At 45.0% G+C, this 19,009-nt stretch carries 11 protein-coding genes; 7 read left to right on the top strand and 4 right to left on the bottom strand.

Features of this window, described 5'->3' with window-relative positions; genetic code table 11:
- The first annotated feature begins 940 nt into the window (after positions 1–940).
- Positions 941–1,933: a formate transporter FocA gene (gene focA / locus AYJ58_RS15985; protein ID WP_106650883.1), complete on the top strand. Its 993-nt coding sequence runs from the start codon at positions 941–943 to the stop codon at positions 1,931–1,933.
- Between the two features lie 159 nt (positions 1,934–2,092).
- On the opposite strand, the gene AYJ58_RS15980 is transcribed toward focA, so the two are convergent.
- From AYJ58_RS15980 to cysK, 3 genes are all read right to left on the bottom strand, one after another.
- On the bottom strand, positions 2,093–4,744 hold the full coding sequence (locus AYJ58_RS15980) for a TonB-dependent receptor plug domain-containing protein (protein WP_106650882.1): 2,652 nt from the start codon (positions 4,742–4,744) through the stop codon (positions 2,093–2,095).
- Positions 4,745–5,384: 640 nt separating this feature from the next.
- Positions 5,385–6,389, bottom strand: coding sequence for a TDT family transporter (locus tag AYJ58_RS15970; protein WP_106650880.1), 1,005 nt, complete (start codon positions 6,387–6,389; stop codon positions 5,385–5,387).
- Positions 6,390–6,773: 384 nt separating this feature from the next.
- Positions 6,774–7,742, bottom strand: coding sequence for a cysteine synthase A (gene cysK, locus AYJ58_RS15965; RefSeq protein WP_006085400.1), 969 nt, complete (start codon positions 7,740–7,742; stop codon positions 6,774–6,776).
- A gap of 251 nt (positions 7,743–7,993) precedes the next feature.
- Between cysK and AYJ58_RS15960 the strand changes: the two genes are divergently transcribed.
- Positions 7,994–9,241 carry an RDD family protein gene (locus AYJ58_RS15960; protein WP_106650879.1) on the top strand — a complete coding sequence of 416 codons (1,248 nt, stop codon included), beginning with the start codon at positions 7,994–7,996 and terminating at the stop codon, positions 9,239–9,241.
- The gene (locus AYJ58_RS15955) at positions 9,238–10,359 is read left to right on the top strand and encodes a beta-ketoacyl-ACP synthase III (RefSeq protein WP_106650878.1); all 1,122 of its coding nucleotides are present in this window, start codon (positions 9,238–9,240) and stop codon (positions 10,357–10,359) included. Before AYJ58_RS15960 ends, AYJ58_RS15955 begins: the two co-directional genes overlap by 4 nt.
- 128 nt (positions 10,360–10,487) lie before the next feature.
- Here AYJ58_RS15955 and cysZ read toward each other — a convergent pair whose 3' ends face one another.
- The gene (gene cysZ, locus AYJ58_RS15950; protein ID WP_106650877.1) at positions 10,488–11,267 is read right to left on the bottom strand and encodes a sulfate transporter CysZ; all 780 of its coding nucleotides are present in this window, start codon (positions 11,265–11,267) and stop codon (positions 10,488–10,490) included.
- A 221-nt stretch (positions 11,268–11,488) separates the two neighbouring features.
- Between cysZ and AYJ58_RS15945 the strand changes: the two genes are divergently transcribed.
- The 4 genes from AYJ58_RS15945 to AYJ58_RS15930 all read left to right on the top strand — a co-directional run bounded on the left by AYJ58_RS15945 (position 11,489) and on the right by AYJ58_RS15930 (position 18,884).
- Positions 11,489–14,905, top strand: a complete 3,417-nt coding sequence (locus tag AYJ58_RS15945) for a chromosome segregation protein SMC (protein ID WP_106651845.1) — start codon at positions 11,489–11,491, stop codon at positions 14,903–14,905.
- A 23-nt stretch (positions 14,906–14,928) separates the two neighbouring features.
- Complete coding sequence (zipA, locus tag AYJ58_RS15940; protein WP_106650876.1) at positions 14,929–15,999, top strand: cell division protein ZipA; 1,071 nt, start codon at positions 14,929–14,931, stop codon at positions 15,997–15,999.
- Between the two features lie 101 nt (positions 16,000–16,100).
- Positions 16,101–18,158, top strand: coding sequence for an NAD-dependent DNA ligase LigA (gene ligA, locus AYJ58_RS15935; protein WP_106650875.1), 2,058 nt, complete (start codon positions 16,101–16,103; stop codon positions 18,156–18,158).
- A gap of 228 nt (positions 18,159–18,386) precedes the next feature.
- Positions 18,387–18,884 (top strand): DUF2919 domain-containing protein, encoded by a 498-nt coding sequence (locus tag AYJ58_RS15930; protein WP_106650874.1) that lies wholly within the window; start codon positions 18,387–18,389, stop codon positions 18,882–18,884.
- The last annotated feature ends 125 nt before the right edge of the window (positions 18,885–19,009 follow it).

The following is a 19,009-nucleotide window of genomic DNA, read 5'->3' as shown; positions in this document are numbered from 1 at the left end:
GCTAGGTAGCATTTTTTTACTACTATTAGGAATACAGCACGCTTTTCTACTTGGTGTGACATTCAAACTTGTCACTCCTTAAATCACTAAGCCTTTGGTTGTTGCCATTTACTGTCCCCCTTTATTTGGGAGAAATCTATCCTCGTATCGATTGATTTTTGCTGGGGTCGCGTGAGGGGCGAATAAACTAGGTATAACTGCGGCAGTTTTGTTGATGGCTTAGTAGCAAGCTCCCTGTTAGCCATTTGTATTAATTGTAGTTTATTCGCTAACCTTGTTGATGTTTGGGCATGCTGTAGGGCCTCCATCGGGCAAAACGCTAATGCCTGAATCTTGCTAAAAATTATAAAAGAGTGACTGCGCAAGGTTTCGGCTGCTTATCAGGTATGTTATCGCTTATCACACGGCTAGACTGTCAAGACAGAGGCGTGGAGCGCTGGCGGAGCCAATCCAGTGGATATTGAAGTGTGAGAGACAATCTATTGCTACATCTATGCTTCAGTGCCAAATCAATGCTTCAGGGGAGAGTCGAACTGAGTTTACTGAAGCTGATTTTAGTCATCCGTTTTATTGCGAGTTTGAGCATGAGTGTGTTCGCGAGTTACATAAGCTTACGGTGGAAACGAGTTATTTTAGGGTAAAGACGACCTGAAAACATGTCATCCTGATGGGTGATATTGTTTGATTTTTGGTAAGACCAATTAACCTTTTGTGTTTTTGGCTTCAAAGTTTTCACATTTTTGGTGTGAATAACATCACGCTTTAGCAATATCTACTTCACAGCATGAGCGCGTTGTATGGTACAAAGCGAGACTTTAGTGAATCATCATTTTCAGCAAATCAACATCTCGGTTTTGATTCGTGCTATCTGCGCAATGGCGCTGCAGGAGAGATACATGCTACGCATTCAAGTCTGTTTATCTGAAGTTGGAGTCATGCAATGAAAAGCTCAATTCCATCATCAACCCCAACTGTGATAAATAGCGCCCACGAAGCGCCACAGGTTTCTGCGCACTTTAGTTGTTATAATCAGGCGGAAATTTACGGTACCAGCAAAGTGGTTAAAGCGCCTTGGCAATCTTTTGGCTTGGCTGTGTTTGCAGGTGCTTTCATCGCCTTAGCTTTTGTATTTTATCTCACTGTGACCACAGGTGCTGGCGATGCGCCTTGGGGTTTAGTTCGCTTAGTGGGGGGAATAGCCTTCAGTTTAGGTCTGATCTTAGTGGTTGTTTGCGGCGGAGAACTGTTTACCAGTTCCGTACTCAGTACCGTGGCTTGGGCACAAAAACAGGTCTCTGGCGCTGAATTACTCAAATGTTGGTGCCGAGTTTATGCGGGTAATTTTGTCGGCGCTATATTGATGGTTTGTTTGATCACCGCCGCAGGCATGTATGAACTCGATGGTGGTAATTGGGGATTAAATGCCCTTAAAGTGGCGCAACACAAACTGCATCACACTTGGATCCAAGCTTTTAGCTTAGGCATTTTATGTAACATGTTAGTGTGTTTAGGCGTGTGGATGACCTTCGCCAGCCGTGATGTGTTGACTAAATCCCTACTGTTGATCTTACCCGTGGCCATGTTCGTCAGCAGCGGTTTTGAACACAGTATCGCTAACCTGTTTATGGTGCCTATGGGGATGATGATCCAATCTATCGCCAGCCCAGAATTCTTCACATCTTTAGGTGTGACTCAAGAGCAGTTTGCCGATTTAACTGTAACTAACTTTATATTCAACAACTTAATCCCAGTCACCCTTGGCAATATTGTCGGCGGCGGTGTGATTGTTGGTTTAGGTTATTGGTGGATAGAGCAGGGTAAAGTAACCTTGGCTGAACCACACAAAGCTCATCAGGAACATTTTTCTGCACCACATTCACATACTGAAAAACCTCAGCATCAGAGTGAGATTAAGCTGACTAAACATTCCTAGAACGCCTTTAATTATTAGTCTGAAGTGAAAGTGCCCAGCAGGTAGCTGGGCACTTTTTATGTCGGTTTTCTATGATGTGTAAATGATGAAGTAAATAAAAACGGCATCCGAAGATGCCGTTTTTTGATTAGGTTCTAGTTCTAATTGAGAAATGCGATATTAGAACTTAACTTTGTATCCTGCAAATACTACACGACCTAAGATGTTGTGCGTATCAGTATCGTATCCAGGGTAACCTAAGCTATAGTTAACTGTTGGCATTGCATCAAATAGGTTGCGCGCACCTACAGTAACTTTTCCATAATTGTTAAAGTCATAGTTTAGCGTCATATCCCAAGTTGTAAACGAAGAGAAGTCTTGCTTATTAGTGCCTGCTTCTTGTTGTTGTGGTGTTTCGCCATCATAGGAATCAATATATTTAGCGATTAAAGACGCAGAGAAATCGTCAATAGCATAGCTAAATGTAGTATTGAAACGTAGTGGTGGATAACCTTTAGTTCCTAAAACATCATAGCGTTTAGCGATTGGACTTGCTTGCTCTGAATATTCAAGTGCATATGTACCCTCAACAGCAAACTTTAATTCGCCCATACTGCCTAGATCGTATTTAGACGTAAAGGATACATCTAGACCTGAAGTTTGTACGCCATCCATGTTGATGTTGCCAGCACCAATTTCATCTATTGTGCCATCAGCTTTACGTTTTACATAAATATAGTTTGGATCGTAAGCACCTAAACCAGCTGTCGCTTCTAAGTCGACAATAGTTTGAGCATCGATATAACTTACTTGGTCAGTAATTTCAATATTGTAGTAATCAACAACCAAATCAATATTTTCGGTGATGTTCCATACTGCACCAAATGAGTATTGAGCAGATTTCTCTGGATCTAAGTCTTTATTACCCGAACTTTTACGTAAATACTGGTTATCTTCACATGCTTTGTTACCAGCTTGTTGATCAGCAGGTAAGCTCTGGCACAGAGTAGTATCAGTTATTGAATCGTAGCTTGTTGCTGGCTCACCGAGTAAATCGTCTAAAGACGGTGCTCTAAAGCCTTGTCCATAAGAACCACGCAATACTAAGTTATCAAGCACTTCATAGCGGACGTTAATTGAACTTGATAATTGGCCAACATCTGGAAGACTGTATTGGTCATAACGACTAGCAAGTTTAACGTTTAAATTTTCTAGAACTGGAAGCTCTAATTCAACAAATGCCGCTTTATAGCTTCTGTCACCAGCTGAATCACCACCATAAGTACCTAGTACATTTCCTGCTGCTTGTTGTGCATCACGAGTATCTTTGTACTCCATTTTTTGATATTCAACACCGACGGCATAGCCTAAATCACCACCAGGTAATGCTATTGGTGCTAAGGCTGCCCAAGATAAACCTGTACCAGTTGTGTTCGATGTCGCCTTACGTGTTGCTGTATGCAAAAATGTATCTAAGGTTGCCTGTGTTGCATTGCCACCTTCCACAAAAGGGTTATACAGTTCTTTATCTACAGCTTCTTGTAACTTATCTTCAAAGACATAAGAGTCCGTTTCGATATTAACGACTTGATCAGAATATTGAACATACCAGCTTAATGAACCAGCATCTAATTCAAGATTCAAGCCAGTAACGATATCGACTACATTTGAGTCGAATTCTGTTTTGCGATCAGCTACACCTTTTAAGCGGTGATAGGCTTGAACCTCTGACGCTTGAGCTGTGCCATATGTTGGATTTAACTTGTTATCAGCAGCCATATATAGATTAGGAGTCCATAATGCTGTTGAAGATGTGGTTGATTTATCACGCATTACAATTGCTTGACCAAACCACTCTAGTTCATCAGTAATGCGATGAGTCATATTTGAAAAAATAGAGTCTTTAGTTTGTTCAGGTAAGTAATCTGTGCCATCAAAATGACTGAATCCACAGGCCGAGCCATCTTTAGTGGTAATAACTCTATCAGCAGGACAGTCTTTACCTGGAACTTGTAATCCTGTGTAAACAGGGTCATCAAATGTTCCATCAGCGCCTTTTCCTGGGCGAGATGCTACAGGACGATATGTTCCTTCTGGAGCATACAAACCACTTCGACCATATTTTTGGTCCCAGTTAGCTGTTATGTGAGGGCGTTGTCCACCTTGCAGAGGGTCAAATGCCTTATGTTCGATAACAACTAAACTACTACCTTTATCATCAGTTTTACCAAATGTAATAGAAGCAGATTTTTCATCACGGCCACCTTGTGTTGGGCTACCGAATTTTGCATCGAATGCTAAGCCATCGAATGTCTTTTTAAGAATGATGTTAATTACACCACCGATAGCGTCAGAACCATAAATAGCTGATGCACCATCACGTAAAATTTCGATACGCTCAATTGCATCCATGGGGATTAAGTTGAGGTTGGTTGAATCACCACCAAATGTTGCGGAAGGAGCGATCCGACGTCCGTTAATTAATGTTAGCGTACGGTTAGAGCCTAATCCACGCATACCTGAACTTGCATGGTTACTTGCTGAACTTCCAGCGTCACTAATAAAACTTCCCGCAGTGTTAAATGGCATTTGTGCTAATACTGCAGAAACGTCGCTTAAGCCTGTTTTAGCTATATCTTCAGCCGATAAAACCGTAACAGGCAATGCTGATTCCATATCAGTTCTTTGAATACGAGAACCTGTTACTTCAATACGTTCAACTTTTGCACCGTCTTCAGCAGCAAATACAGCTGACGTAGACAAAGCGGCTGTAGCAGCTCCGCTGATTAACGCAAAGCGAACAGCTTTGGCTAATGTAGAATTTGCGCGCATTTTATTCTCCCTTAACATTTGTTTTTTTGTTTAATTCTTATTTTATTAAAAGTCACTTTTGTAACCAATAAGTGTCACCTTTAATTAGGTTCAAGATATAACCACAAGGAAATAACAAGTGCAACATTATAAATGTTACTTTAATTGTTATTTGTTTGTGAATTTTGATGCTAAATGTTTTTTTGCAAAGGGTATGCGCATCATTAATGTCATTAATGATGGCTTCCTAGTACTTGTTTTGATGTTTTTTGTTAAATTTGTTAATTATAGGTTTGTTTATTTTGCAAAATTGTTTGCGCTTTGTTTTTATTTGCTTTTGGTTAAATCATACTTTTTTATTATTTTTATAGAGAAAATAGGAAATTTTGCTTATTTAGTTAGTCATTCTGTATCTCTTCAGGTTTGCTTGTGCAGCTTAACTTTATATATAGAATTTCATGCTGTTTAAGTTAGATTTAAGATTCTCTTAAATATGCATTTTTTTAGAAGGACTAGGATAGGTTCGATTTGAAATTGAACTGATTTTTGAGGGTTTTATTAATATCTTCGTTACTCAAAAAAAGATGAATCTCGATTCATCTTTCTTTGAGTTTTGGTAGGTTATTCCAATTAATGTGTACAGAGCGCATAAAATAGAGAATTAATTTTTACTTGGTTCTATTCTGTTTATTAGCTCTTCCACTTTAAACTGCAGTGGAAAGTAGTGTGCTAAATAGCGTAGAGCAACATAGACAACCACTAAGGTGGCGATCACAAGCTCGAATTCTGCTAAGTATTTTATCCATATCGCTAACTCACCCATGTTATTGAACTGGGTTAGCCAGGCGGCGGTTTTAAAGAGCGCGGTAGCACCGATCACCATTGGGAAGGTAAAGGCTGCGTATCCCGGGCTAAAGGGCAGTTTTAGTAGGTGAAAGAAGGCCAAGTAGATGATGCTGGTCATCAGAATGGCGATGCTCAGTAGTAAGGCGACTAAGGGAATCGACGCCTGCTCGCAAACGGTCAGATAACCTGCAAGTGATAAACTGGCGGGCGCCGCGAGAATGGCAATGGTTGGTTTAGCGGCATCGGGTATCGCCTGACAGAAAATGAGGCGATAGAGCATCAAAGGCAGCATGATTAAGTAAGCCAACATCCCAAAAACCAAAATGGCATTTGCTAACCATTGGTAGTCAGACACAGGGAAAGACACCGCCGCGACGATAATGCCAATCGGTGGTACAAACCAGCTTGGAACCATGTGCTCGAGTTTAAAATCAATGGCGCGATAGTAGATAAACGCGCTTAGGAAGATCACATGGATACCAATGGCGACTAGCCACAGGATTAAGCCAGCTTTGGGGAAATAGTCGCCGAGTGATTTAGACACCACCATCAAGCCCATGGCGAAGGTGGGGATCACACTACCAATCACAGGGTGACTAAGCTCGTCCTTTAAAATATTAGGATGAAGCATGAATTTACCCATGAGCAATAACAGTAACACAGAGGCTATGATGGCACCTGTGAGTTGTCCTGCGCCATTAAGTGAAGGTGTCATGTTCTCCCATGTCCAACCTAAGCTGGCAATTGCCAGTGCCAACCCAGCCATAGGGCTGGGAAGTTTAGCTGCGTGGGATGTCCAGCGTTTGCGTTTTGAAGTCATTTTGAATACCTCTCAATACTGACAATGCTTAACATCGCTTTTTTGGGGCGCTGTTTTGATGTCCTCAGTGTACTGCGGGTGTTGATGATAAATAAATTTGATTAATTTTATTCATACAGTAATTTTTTCTTATCAATATTGGTGTTAATGGCGTTGGTATAGGTTGAGGGGGAAAAGGCATAAAAAGGAATCGATTGACGAGAATATCTGTGCTTTATAACTCACTGAGTCGCTAATGCTACTGGTGATACTGAGAACTATGAGCTGCATCCAAACTTGAGCTAGAACTTGTTTACGCTCTGCAGCCGGGATCTAATTAATGCAATGTCAAAAATAAAAATACCCAGCAAAGGCTGGGTATTTTAAAGGGGAATCCAACGTCGATTATTGAATGTTTTCTTCGTCGCCGAATTGGCCTTGGAACAAGACTGAAGATAAGTAACGTTCGGCAGCCGATGGCAAAATCACCACAATGGTTTTACCCGCAAATTCTGGCAATTCAGCGATGCGGTTTGCGGCAACAACGGCGGCACCCGATGAAATACCCACTAAAATGCCTTCTTCTTGCATTAAGCGGCGGGCCATGTCGATGGCTTCATCGTTAGTGACAGCTTCTACGCGGTCAATCAACTCTAAATCTAAGTTACCAGGGATAAAGCCTGCACCAATACCCTGGATTTTATGTGGTCCAGGTTGTACTGGTAAACCTGCTAAGGTTTGCGCAATCACAGGAGAATCTGCAGGTTCAACCGCAACTGAGGTAATGGTTTTACCTGCCACTTTTTTCAAGTAACGGCTCACACCTGTAATCGTACCGCCCGTACCTACACCTGCAACAAACACATCCACTTCGCCATCGGTATCATTCCAGATTTCTGGACCTGTGGTTTTTTCATGGATTTCAGGGTTAGCAGGGTTATTAAACTGCTGTAATAAAATGTATTTTTCAGGAGCCGATTGACGGATTTCTTCCGCTTTATCAATCGCACCTTTCATGCCTTTCGCGCCTTCTGTCAGCACGAGATTTGCGCCAAGGGCTTTAAGCAGCTTACGACGCTCTAAACTCATGGTATTCGGCATGGTTAGAGTGAGTTTATAACCACGTGCCGCAGCAACATACGCCAGCGCAATACCTGTGTTGCCAGACGTCGGCTCAATCAGTTCGTGGTCTTTAGTCAGTAGCCCCTTTTTCTCGGCATCCCAAATCATATTGGCACCGATACGGCATTTAACACTGAAACTTGGGTTACGCGCTTCGACTTTGGCCAGCACTTTACCTTGGCTAACACGGTTTAAACGTACTAGCGGGGTATTACCAATAGTATATGAATTGTCTTCGAAAATTTTGCTCATGGATTGCTTGCTCCTATGTTGGCACTATTGAATCATAATCTGCTGTGGCGCTTTTAGAAGTGATTGTTTGTTCTTCTTTATTCGATTTGGTTATTAAAGAGCTTGCTGTTATTCGCAAACCCTGATTGGCTGCCAGTTTAACTGTGTTAACCTCTTGCTAACATAAAAAAGATTGTTGCATTCGCAAGGATAACTCCTTGATGTGTCAATCGTAAAACAAGCCTATCACTCGTATCGGACAAGACGCAAACATGAGACAACAGCAAACTGATTTGGGCAAAGACCCAAAAACTATGGTAACTCCCCATGCTTTTACCATTGCAGACACTGTACTTTATACGCCATTGGCGACGCCGCTAAAACGCGCTTTAGCCATGTTGATTGATGGTTTGCTAATCACTGTGTTAGCGGAGCAGATGGATTGGATGTTTGTATTGCTGGTGGTCGGTATCATCTATATTGAGAAACGCAGTCATAAATTGGGTCGTTTACTCAAATGGGGTCTTTATGCCGTGATGTTGGCTTTTATGTTGCTGACCACTGTTGATAATATTTTTAATATCCAAGGTTCAAACAGTACTGATATTGATCAATCAGACCAGCAGACAGTATTGGGAGAGCAGGTTTTAACCTCTCTTCCTGCCATTATTTCGTTGAGTCTTTGTGATAATTACGCTTGTGGTAAAACCCAAGTTCAATCCCTGCGCGAAGTGATAGAAAATGCTTCAGCATCAAAGGGTATGACAGAGACTGAGCGACGGGAGATAGTCCTTAGCACCATAGCCAACAGTCGTTTGTCAGTCGTAGATAGCGAAAAGCTCCAGACAGAAGTGCTTGATGGTACCTTGTGGCCGGTTATCGCGTCCCAAATCGAGTTGCCAAAGCTTGATACACAATCTGAGCCGCTTAAGCCGACTCAAACCATTGAAACCAGTGAACCAACCGATGCCGCGCAAGGTCTTGTGGCTAACACTGTAAAAGTACCCGAAACGACAAACGTAACCAAAACTGTACTTCAGCTAGGCACAAAAGGGAAAGGCGCCGATGATGAAGAGGAATCCACCACTCACAGTGTTATCGCTTGGGTTAAAGGTTTTATGAGTGATATGGGATTGGGCTTTGGTTGGGCGGCGTTTTACTTTACCGTCTTTACCGCGCGGTTTGATGGTCAAACCTTAGGTAAGAAGATGCTTGGTATACGGGTGATCCAGCTCGATGGCGCTAAAATCAGTTTATGGGCCGCCTTTGGCCGTTACGGTGGTTATGCCGCAGGCTTCACCACTGGCTTACTTGGCTTTATGCAAATATTTTGGGATGCCAATCGGCAGGGGATCCAAGATAAAATATCTTCAACAGTCGTGATAGACTTAGCACAAATGCATAAAAAGCAACGATTAGAGCAGCAAGAACAGGGGCAAAATGAGTTATCGCCCGCGCTTACGAGTGATGATGCCGCTTCTGCTCACCTTACAACAAGCACCCGTTCGGAGCACCTATGAAACAGGTCGTGATTTCGGGGAGTGGCTTATTTACGCCGCCCCACAGTATTTCTAATGAAGCCTTAGTTGAGAGCTTCAATGCTTATGTGGATATTTACAATCTTGAAAATGCTGGCTTAATCGAGCAAGGCCATATCGCGGCTTTGTCCTATTCCTCAAGCGAATTTATTGAAAAGGCCTCGGGCATCAAGCACAGATATGTGATGGTGAAAGAGGGCATTCTCGATCCCGAAGTCATGATGCCGTTAATTCCAGAGCGCAGCAGCGAAGAGTTATCCATGCAGGCTGAAATTGGGGTTGAAGCTGCATTGATGGCACTTAGCAATGCCAATCTCAAAGCTGAACAGATTGATCTGGTGGTTGTTGCCTGTGCTTATACCCAGCGTGCCTATCCTGCGATGGCAATTGAAATTCAACGTGCGCTCGGTACGCGCGGTTATGGTTACGACATGCAAGTGGCGTGTTCATCGGCAACCTTTGCCATTGTTGCTGCTGCTAATGCGATTGCGACGGGCTCAGCCTCAAGAGTGCTCGTTATCAACCCAGAGATTTGTTCGGCGCAGGTGAATTATCGCGATCGTGACAGCCACTTTATTTTTGGTGATGTCGCGACCGCACTGGTACTGGAAGAGCAAAGTCTAGCTCAATCTGACAATGTGTTTAAAATCCTCTCAAGCCGCTGTTTTACTGATTATTCGAATAATATTCGCAGTAATTTTGGTTTCTTGAATCGCTGCGATCCGAGTGCTGCCCATCAGGCCGATAAACTGTTCCACCAACAAGGACGTAAAGTGTTTAAAGAGCTACTGCCGATGATTTACCAACATTTGGATGAACATCTGGCCGAACAAGCATTAACGCCGCAGTCTTTTAAGCGTTTATGGTTGCATCAAGCGAACATCAACATGAACCAGTTTGTGGTGAGAAAACTGTTAGGGGATGATGTGTCAGCGGAACAAGCGCCTGTCGTGTTAGACGAGTACGCCAATACCGCATCCGCGGGCTCCGTGATTGCATTTCATAAGTATTCCAGCGACTTTAAAGCGGGTGATTTAGGCTTATTAAGCTCCTTTGGTGCGGGATATTCCATCGGCAGTGTGATTTTGCAGAAGTGCTAAGCTGAACCTAGTAGCGCAGATTGTTCTGCGATCTTTATCAATAAAAACAGCCTCAATTGAGGCTGTTTTTATGTTGCAGGAATCGATATCAAACCCACATCATTTTAGACAAGTATTGTTATCTTTAATTATTCTGGTGCGATTGCATGATTGCGGTAGGCTTCACGATACTTGTCGACCCACATGGCCGTTGCGCCACAAATCGCCACAGGCATCACGATAAAGTTGACGATGGGGATCATCGAAAACAGTGTCACAGTGGCACCAAAGCTAAAACTGGTGCCACGGGTTTGATTCAAGGCAAAGCGCATATCCTTAAAACTGACCTTGTGGTTATCGAAGGGATAATCGCAGTACTGAATCGCCATCATCCAAGCGCTGAACAGGAACCATAAAATTGGCGCCAGCGTTTGGCCCACCATAGGTACTAAAAACAGCAATAAAAATACCAATGCGCGGGGCAGATAGTATTTGAGTTTTATCCACTCACGCCCAAGGATACGCGGTAAGTCTTTGATTAAATCGATGCCAGAACCGGTATTCAGCGGCTTGCCAGTTAACAGCTGCTCGACTTTTTCAGCCAACAGACCATTAAAGGGGGCGGCGAGCCAGTTCATGACTGAGCTGAACACAAAGGCGAGCATCACCAGCATAGTGGTGACGGCGAGTGGCCAAAGTAAAAAGTTTAACCAGCTTAAGTAGTCAGGCAACTGGGCATTCATCCAAGTGAATAGCGTATCTAACTGGCCTATTGCTACATAAATGACGCCCGCAAACAGCAGCAGGTTGATCATCAAGGGAATAAACACGAAAGTGCGCAGGCCTTTACGTGTAATTAAACCAAAGCCATCGAGAAAATAATTAACGCCGCTTTTGGCTGGGAAGGGCAAGGTTTTCTTCTGTGTCATATCGTCTTTCCAAAAAGTTGGGCTACAGCTTGAGAGACAGCCTGATATAAAGATAACTGCGATTGTGATCAACTCATGGGCAGATGACAAGCTAAAAGCCGCATGAATTCAATAAAAAGCGTTACAAAATGCTGCCTGCTTTGTTAAAGTTGGCCGATAAATGTATTTGCACCACTGGGCTCATTTTCGGGCCAGACTTCAGAGACGCGCTAACTGGCACCATGAGATTAAAACAGATAAAACTTGCCGGCTTTAAGTCGTTTGTCGATCCCACTAAAATTCCTTTTTTACAGGCATTAACCGCCATTATTGGCCCAAATGGCTGCGGTAAATCGAATGTGATCGATGCCGTGCGTTGGGTATTGGGTGAAAGTTCGGCAAAGCACCTGCGCGGTGATTCGATGGCCGACGTGATCTTTAACGGCTCAAGCGCACGAAAACCTGTGTCTGTGGCAGGTGTTGAACTTATTTTTGAAAACAAAGAGGGTCGCCTCGCGGGTCAATACGCCAGTTACGAAGAAATCGCCGTTAAGCGTCAGGTGAGCCGAGACGGTGAGTCTTGGTATTTTCTCAATGGCCAAAAGTGTCGCCGTAAAGACATTACCGATTTGTTTATGGGCACAGGCCTTGGTCCGCGCAGCTACGCCATTATTGAGCAAGGCACCATTTCTCGCCTTATCGAATCTAAACCCCAAGATTTGCGCACTTTTATTGAAGAAGCGGCTGGGATTTCTCGCTATAAAGAACGCCGCCGTGAAACCGAAAACCGTATCCGCCATACCCGCGAAAACCTCGAGCGTTTAGGCGATATTCGCAGTGAACTCGGCAAACAGTTAGATAAACTGGCGCAGCAAGCCAAGGCGGCAAAGCAATATCGCGAGCTTAAACAGGCTGAGCGCAAGACCCATGCTGAACTCCTCGTGATGCGCTATCAAGAGTTGCAAGATCAGATGGCGAGTCTGTCTGAGCAAATCCGCGCCATAGAAGTGCAACAAGCGGCGGCGCAGTCGCTCGCGCAAACCGATGAATTGCAAACGACTGAATTGCAAGTGCAACTCGCCCAATTAGCGGAGCAAGAACAACGTGCAGTTGAGGCCTATTATCTGACGGGCACCGACATCGCTAAGTTAGAACAACAGTTACAGAATCAAAAGCAGCGTGATGCCCAGCTTGAAACCCAGTTGGCGCAAGTTAAAGAACAGATCCTGCAAAACACCGATAAGCTCAACGGCTATAAAGCGAGTCTTAGCGCGTTAGAGCTTGAGCTTGCCAAGCTTGGGCCGCAGCATGATGAACAGCAAGAAATCATGGATGAGCTTCAATCCCAATGGGAAATGAGCATAGAGCGCAGTCAGCAGCAGGCCGAAGTGGCGCGCCAACAGGCCGTGGATGTTTCGCAGCACAAGTTACAGCTTGAGCTGCGCCGCAGTCAGTTGGCGCATCAACAGCAATTATTGCAGCATAAACAGCAGCAAAGCAGTGAGCAGCAAGCGCAGCTCATCGCTTTAGTGGACAGCGATCTCGCCTCAAACATCACGCCACTGCAACAAGAAATTGCGTCTCTTACAGACGCTATCAGACAACAAGCTGAGATTAATCATCAGCAAGAACAACTTGTTAGTGAAAGCACGCAAGCTTTAGATGGCGCCCGCCATAGCGCCGAGCAGATTCAGCAGCAATTAACCGCGACCAAAGCGCGCCATGAGCTGGTCGAACAGTGGTTGACTAAGCAGGAACAGCAAAGTGATAAACCGCAGTTATGGCAGAGTTTAACCGTTGAAAATGGTTGGGAAACTGCGGCTGAACTCGCCCTAAATGGTTTGTTGACCTTTCCCGTTGGCGTCACTGAAACCGAAATGGGGTTTCAAGCGTTAGCGTCGCAATCTACCCGGAGTGAGTATTTACAGGCTGAGGTGAATCTTACCCCTTGGTTAGCGGGGCTTAAGTGGGCAAAAGATATTCACGCGGCAAAACAACTACTGCCACAGTTAAAGACCGATGAGCGGATTGTCACCGCCGACGGATATCTCCTCGGTCAAGGTTTTTTAATCACTAAGACAGAGGGCGCTCAGTCACTGGTGCAGCTCAGCAAAGAGCAAGCTCAGCTAGCGCAAAACATCCTCGATTTACAGCAATCTCTGCACGTTCAGCAAGATAAAATGGCGGAACTTGCGGCTATCTTGCAGCAGCAAAGGCAACAATTGATTGCTGGCGCGCAAAAATCGCATCAATTACAGTTGGATAAAGCGACAAAGTCGATGCAGCTCAGTGGCTTAACTGAGCAACTGAAGGTGCGCGCTGAGCAGCAGAACAAACTCGAAGCGGCATTAAGCGCGAGCTTGATTGACCTTGAACGCTTGAGCGAGCAATGCGAAGTATTGGCAGAGCAAGAAACAGAACTTGATGATGCGTTGCAGGCGAGTATTGATATTCAGCGGCAACTCACCCAAGACACGCAGGCCGATAGCGTGCGCCATCAAGCTTTGAAAGCGCGAATTACAGAGGTTGAACGTCAGTTATCGACCACGACTTCGGCCTTACAAGCTGTAACTATGCGTATGGCTGTCAGTACTGAACAAATTGAATTACAGCAAGTACGTGTCAATGAACTTATCCACACCCGTGAGTCTGTGTTAGCCGAACTTGCCAAAGTCGCCCAATTAAGTGGCGTAAAAAATAGTGTGCAGCTGACTGAACAGTTAACGCAGCTATTACAGCAACAACATGAGCAACAACAGGGCTTAAAAAATGTCCGTCAGCAGCAAAGTGGGCTCACTGAGACATTAAACAGTATAGGAATAAAGCAAAAACAAGAGCTTGGTAAGCTTGAGGGCTTGACTCAAAGCCTGAGCACGTTAAAGTTACGTCGTGAAGGAATAAAAGGCCAAGCCAATAGTCAGCTGGAAGCCTTACAGGAACAGCAAATTGTTCTGTCTGAAATCCTCGGCAACTTGCCCGCAGAGGGCATGCCTGACAAGTGGCAAAGTGATTTAGATCAAATACGGCAGAAAATTGTTCGCTTAGGCGCCATTAACCTTGCGGCGATCGAAGAATTTGAACAGCAAAGTGAGCGAAAATCTTATCTTGATCATCAAGATGACGATTTAAATAAAGGGCTTGCAACCTTAGAGGAAGCGATCCGTAAAATAGATAAGGAAACCCGAAGCCGCTTTAAGACGACATTTGATTCAGTCAACGAAGATCTCGGGCGCTTATTTCCGAAAGTGTTTGGTGGCGGCCGAGCTTATTTAGCGTTAACTGACGACGATTTGTTAGAAACGGGCGTGACTATCATGGCCCAACCACCGGGGAAGAAGAACAGCACAATCCATCTTCTTTCGGGTGGTGAAAAAGCATTAACCGCTTTATCATTGGTATTCGCCATTTTTAGGCTGAATCCTGCTCCCTTCTGTATGTTAGATGAAGTGGATGCGCCATTAGACGATGCCAACGTAGAACGTTTCTGTCGATTACTGAAAGAAATGTCACAGAGCGTACAGTTTATTTATATCAGCCATAACAAAATAACCATGGAAATGGCGGATCAACTTATTGGCGTGACTATGCACGAGCCCGGTGTGTCTCGTATAGTTGCGGTAGACATAGAGCAAGCGGTGGCGATGGCTGACGCTGGATAACTAGAAGAAAGACAGGGTAACCAATGGAAGATTTGCAACTAGTATTGTTCGTTTTAGGCGCCATAGCCATAGTTGCTGTGCTGGTGCATGGATTTTGGTCTATCAGAAGACAACAGCCTAAGTCATTGAAAGATAGCCCAATGAGCAACTTTTATAAGAAACAGGCTGAGAAAGGTGAGCCGAGTCCGAAGCGAATTGATGCCGAAGGATTTGATGCCGACGGTATTGGTGCTGTGCGAGTGCGTAAAGCTGGCGAAATGACGCCTAATAACGAGACTCCCGCGGCCAATCCTTATTTGAAACAGGAAGTGAAGCTAGAGACTAAGCCGCAAGAATTGACATCACCAGAATTTAAAGCAGAACTTAAATCAGGGCTTAAGCCAGAGCTGAAGGTAGAAACGAAACACGAACCTATTCCAGCTCAGCCTGATTTTAGCTTGCAGCCACCAGTTGCAAAAGAGCAACACCGCGTTCCTAAAGTCTCGCGCCAAGAGCCCGTGTTGGGCACGCAAGTGCCGCAAATGGGTCAATCCCATGCTGCTATTGTGGCGCAAAAAGCCGCTGAGCAAGAACAGGCGCTACGTGCCGCGCCGCAGCAAACTGCTTTGTTTGAAGAAAATGAATATGAAACAGATCATCAACAAGTAGCGCATGTTGAACAAGCCGCTGAAGATGAATTAGGTGAGCCACGCGACGTGCTGGTTTTACATGTGGTCGCAAAAGATGGCCAACAGCTGAACGGCGCTGAACTGCTACCTTGTTTCTTAACTTTGAACTTTAAATATGGCGACATGAATATTTTCCATCGCCATGTGGATAATGCGGGCAATGGTAAAGTCTTGTTCTCTATTGCTAACATGCTAAAACCTGGCGTGTTTGATCCGGACAACATGGAGCAGTTCAGTACTCAAGGTGTGGTATTTTTCATGACGTTACCTTGCTACGGCGATGCTTTAATGAACTTCTCGATTATGCTTAACTCTGCGCGCCAACTCGCTAAGGAGATCGATGCCGTGGTACTTGACGGTCAACGTTTACCTTGGGGCGAGTTTACTAAGCAAGATTATTTACACCGTATTCGCGCTAACGCTTAGCCGACGCCGCAATTTGGCGGTTAATACATTGATGAGGCCGCGATTGCGGCCTCATTTTTTATGATCTACTTTTGTGATCTAAAGCATTCTGGATAAAGAATATGCAAGACATTCAACTCGATACACTAGTGTCAGAAGACGTTAACCCTGAAAACGCATCGAAGCTGATGCAGGCGCTCAGCCAATCACTGAACGAGCACAACATTCGTTACTATGTGGATGATGCGCCGAGCATTACTGATTCTGAGTACGACAGGTTGATGCAGTGTTTACTCAAGCTTGAGGCGTTATATCCCCATTTGATTGTGGCTGATTCACCAACTCAAAGGGTGGGCGGATTGGCGCTCGCCAAATTTGATCAAATCACTCACCTTAAACCTATGTTGAGCTTAGATAACGCCTTCGATGAAGCGGATTTCAGTGCTTTCCACAAACGTGTCACCGATAAAGTGGGTGAGGTGAGTTTTTGCTGCGAGCCTAAACTCGATGGCCTTGCCGTGAGTATCTTGTATAGAAATGGCGTACTTGAGCGCGCCGCGACCCGCGGCGATGGTTCTGTCGGTGAAGACATCACTGAAAACGTTAAAACCATTAAATCGATCCCGCTTAAACTGCGCGGCAATGATTTCCCTGAACTCGTTGAAGTGCGCGGTGAAGCCTTTATGCCAAAAGCGGCCTTTGAGGCTTTGAATGACAGGGCGCGCGCCAAGGATGAAAAACTCTTTGTTAATCCCCGTAACGCCGCCGCTGGCAGCTTACGACAACTCGACAGTAAAATTACCGCTGCCCGTTCATTGGCTTTTTATGCCTATGCGTTAGGGGTTGTTGAGCCGGATTCTCATCCGTTAGCTAAAACCCATTTCGAGCAGTTACAGCAGCTTAAGTCGTGGGGTTTACCCGTTAGTAGCGAAATCAAAGTCTGCGCTGAATTAAGCCAAGTCTATGACTACTATAAAGACATTCTCACTCGTCGCGGCGATTTAGCCTTTGAAATCGATGGCGTCGTGATGAAAGTTAACGATATTGCCCAGCAGCAACGTTTAGGTTTTGTGGCTAAATCTCCCCGCTGGGCGATTGCCTATAAATTCCCCGCACAGGAAGAAATGACTCTACTTGAAGGCGTCGATTTCCAAGTGGGCCGCACAGGTGCTGTCACGCCAGTGGCGCGCTTAAAGCCAGTATTTGTTGGCGGCGTGACGGTATCGAATGCGACGCTGCACAATGCCGATGAAATTGCCCGTTTAGGCATTAAAGTCGGCGACACTGTGATCATCCGCCGCGCCGGCGATGTTATTCCACAAATTGTTGCCATAGTGCCCGAAAGACGCCCTGAAACAGCGACTGATATTGTATTTCCGCATAATTGCCCTGTGTGCGGCAGTTTAGTCGAGCGTCTCGAAGGTGAGGCGGTGGCGCGTTGTAGCGGTGGTTTATTCTGTGAAGCGCAGCGTAAAGAAGCGATTAAGCATTTTGCTTCTCGCAAGGCTTTGGATATCGATGGCATGGGCGACAAAGTTGTCGAGCAATTGATTGATAAAGAACTCGTCCAAAGTCCTGCAGATCTGTTTAAGCTCACCGCCTCTATGATGACTATGCTCGACCGCATGGGGATGAAGTCGGCAACCAATTTAGCGGCGGCGATTGAAGCTGCCAAAACTACAACACTTGCGCGTTTTTTATATGCCTTGGGTATTCGCGAAGTGGGCGAGGCGACAGCGGCAAACCTTGCGGCGCACTTCGGCAGTTTAGATGCGCTGCGGGTGGCCACTGTGGAGCAGTTAACCGAAGTGGAAGATGTTGGCACTGTGGTGGCCCAGCATGTGGCGCACTTTTTTGCTCAGCCCCATAACCTTGAGGTTATCGATGCCTTAATCGCGGCTGGCGTGCATTGGCCAGCCATAGAAGCGCCAAGTGCAGATGCTCAGCCGCTTAAAGGCCAAACTTGGGTATTGACCGGGACGTTAAATCAGCTCAATCGTAATGATGCTAAGGCGCAGTTGCAGGCGCTGGGCGCGAAAGTGGCTGGTAGTGTCTCAAAAAATACTGATTGCTTAGTGGCGGGTGAGGCGGCAGGTTCCAAACTCGCTAAAGCGCAGGAGCTTGGCGTTAAGGTGATGGATGAGGACGAGTTATTGGCACTGCTCGCCGCGAACGCTTGATTGCTGTGGGCTGAAATAGGCTACTGGCTCTGGTCTGATGTTTTGCATCTACAGTTTAAAAACCACTGAACCGTGAGCATTAAATAGCGCCTTGCCCAAGGCGCTATTTTTATGTGGCATAGCAAAAATGACGACATGGAAAGATAGTCAGCTTTGGCTATTGAATTAGCCGCGATAGGCACCATCTCCTTGATATGCTGTTTTAGTTTTTGCTAATTGGAAACCTATTTGAATTTCAGTCACATCACTTGGCTCGATGATAAAGGCCATATTAAACCGCCGATCTTTTTATATGCGCTATTAGCTTACCTTGCGCGCGGTTGGTGCATTTTTATCGCCTCGCTGACCCAAATGGGTGACCGTTCTGAGTTAGTGAGGATTTTTTACCCTGAAAAATCAGATTTTTTGCTAGCACTCGGGGCGGGACTGGGCGCGGTTTTGATTTATCTTGTGGTGATTGCCGAACGTCGCCGTTCACCTCAATGGTTAAGGCCTATTTTTGTGCATTTAAAATGGGGGCTGTGGTTGCTGCTGATTGTTGATGGCGTTTTGTTGGGGCAAAGGTTGAGCCATGGACAATTCCTGTTCCATTGGAGCCTCGCTTTAGATGCGCTAATCTTGTTCTGGTCTAGCATTTATCTCATTAAATCGAAACGACTCCATTATTACCTGCGTGATTGGCTAAAAGAAGACCCTAACGTTGAGCAAAATGAGCCTCAATCATAAGATTCTATCCTATTGTTATTTAGCCTCTTTATCTAAGACTGAGGCGAATGGTACGATTTAATGTGTTTTATGCCTCAGTTTGATAAGGATTTTTCATGTGTACTCTGCATCGAACACTCTGAATC

The sequence above is a fragment of the Shewanella sp. Pdp11 genome, from assembly GCF_002838165.1.
Lineage (GTDB): Bacteria > Pseudomonadota > Gammaproteobacteria > Enterobacterales > Shewanellaceae > Shewanella > Shewanella hafniensis.
Note: the sequence above shows the minus strand (reverse complement) of the source record. Positions and strands in the feature narration are given on the sequence as shown.

Excerpts from the sequence above, each read along its gene's own strand:
- AYJ58_RS15945 (WP_106651845.1), top strand. The coding sequence starts at position 11,489 with ATGAGATTAAAACAGATAAAACTTGCCGGCTTTAAGTCGTTTGTCGAT.
- AYJ58_RS15960 (WP_106650879.1), top strand. The coding sequence starts at position 7,994 with ATGAGACAACAGCAAACTGATTTGGGCAAAGACCCAAAAACTATGGTA.
- AYJ58_RS15980 (WP_106650882.1), bottom strand. The coding sequence starts at position 4,744 with ATGCGCGCAAATTCTACATTAGCCAAAGCTGTTCGCTTTGCGTTAATC.
- AYJ58_RS15955 (WP_106650878.1), top strand. The coding sequence starts at position 9,238 with ATGAAACAGGTCGTGATTTCGGGGAGTGGCTTATTTACGCCGCCCCAC.
- cysZ (WP_106650877.1), bottom strand. The coding sequence starts at position 11,267 with ATGACACAGAAGAAAACCTTGCCCTTCCCAGCCAAAAGCGGCGTTAAT.
- zipA (WP_106650876.1), top strand. The coding sequence starts at position 14,929 with ATGGAAGATTTGCAACTAGTATTGTTCGTTTTAGGCGCCATAGCCATA.
- cysK (WP_006085400.1), bottom strand. The coding sequence starts at position 7,742 with ATGAGCAAAATTTTCGAAGACAATTCATATACTATTGGTAATACCCCG.
- ligA (WP_106650875.1), top strand. The coding sequence starts at position 16,101 with ATGCAAGACATTCAACTCGATACACTAGTGTCAGAAGACGTTAACCCT.
- AYJ58_RS15970 (WP_106650880.1), bottom strand. The coding sequence starts at position 6,389 with ATGACTTCAAAACGCAAACGCTGGACATCCCACGCAGCTAAACTTCCC.
- focA (WP_106650883.1), top strand. The coding sequence starts at position 941 with ATGAAAAGCTCAATTCCATCATCAACCCCAACTGTGATAAATAGCGCC.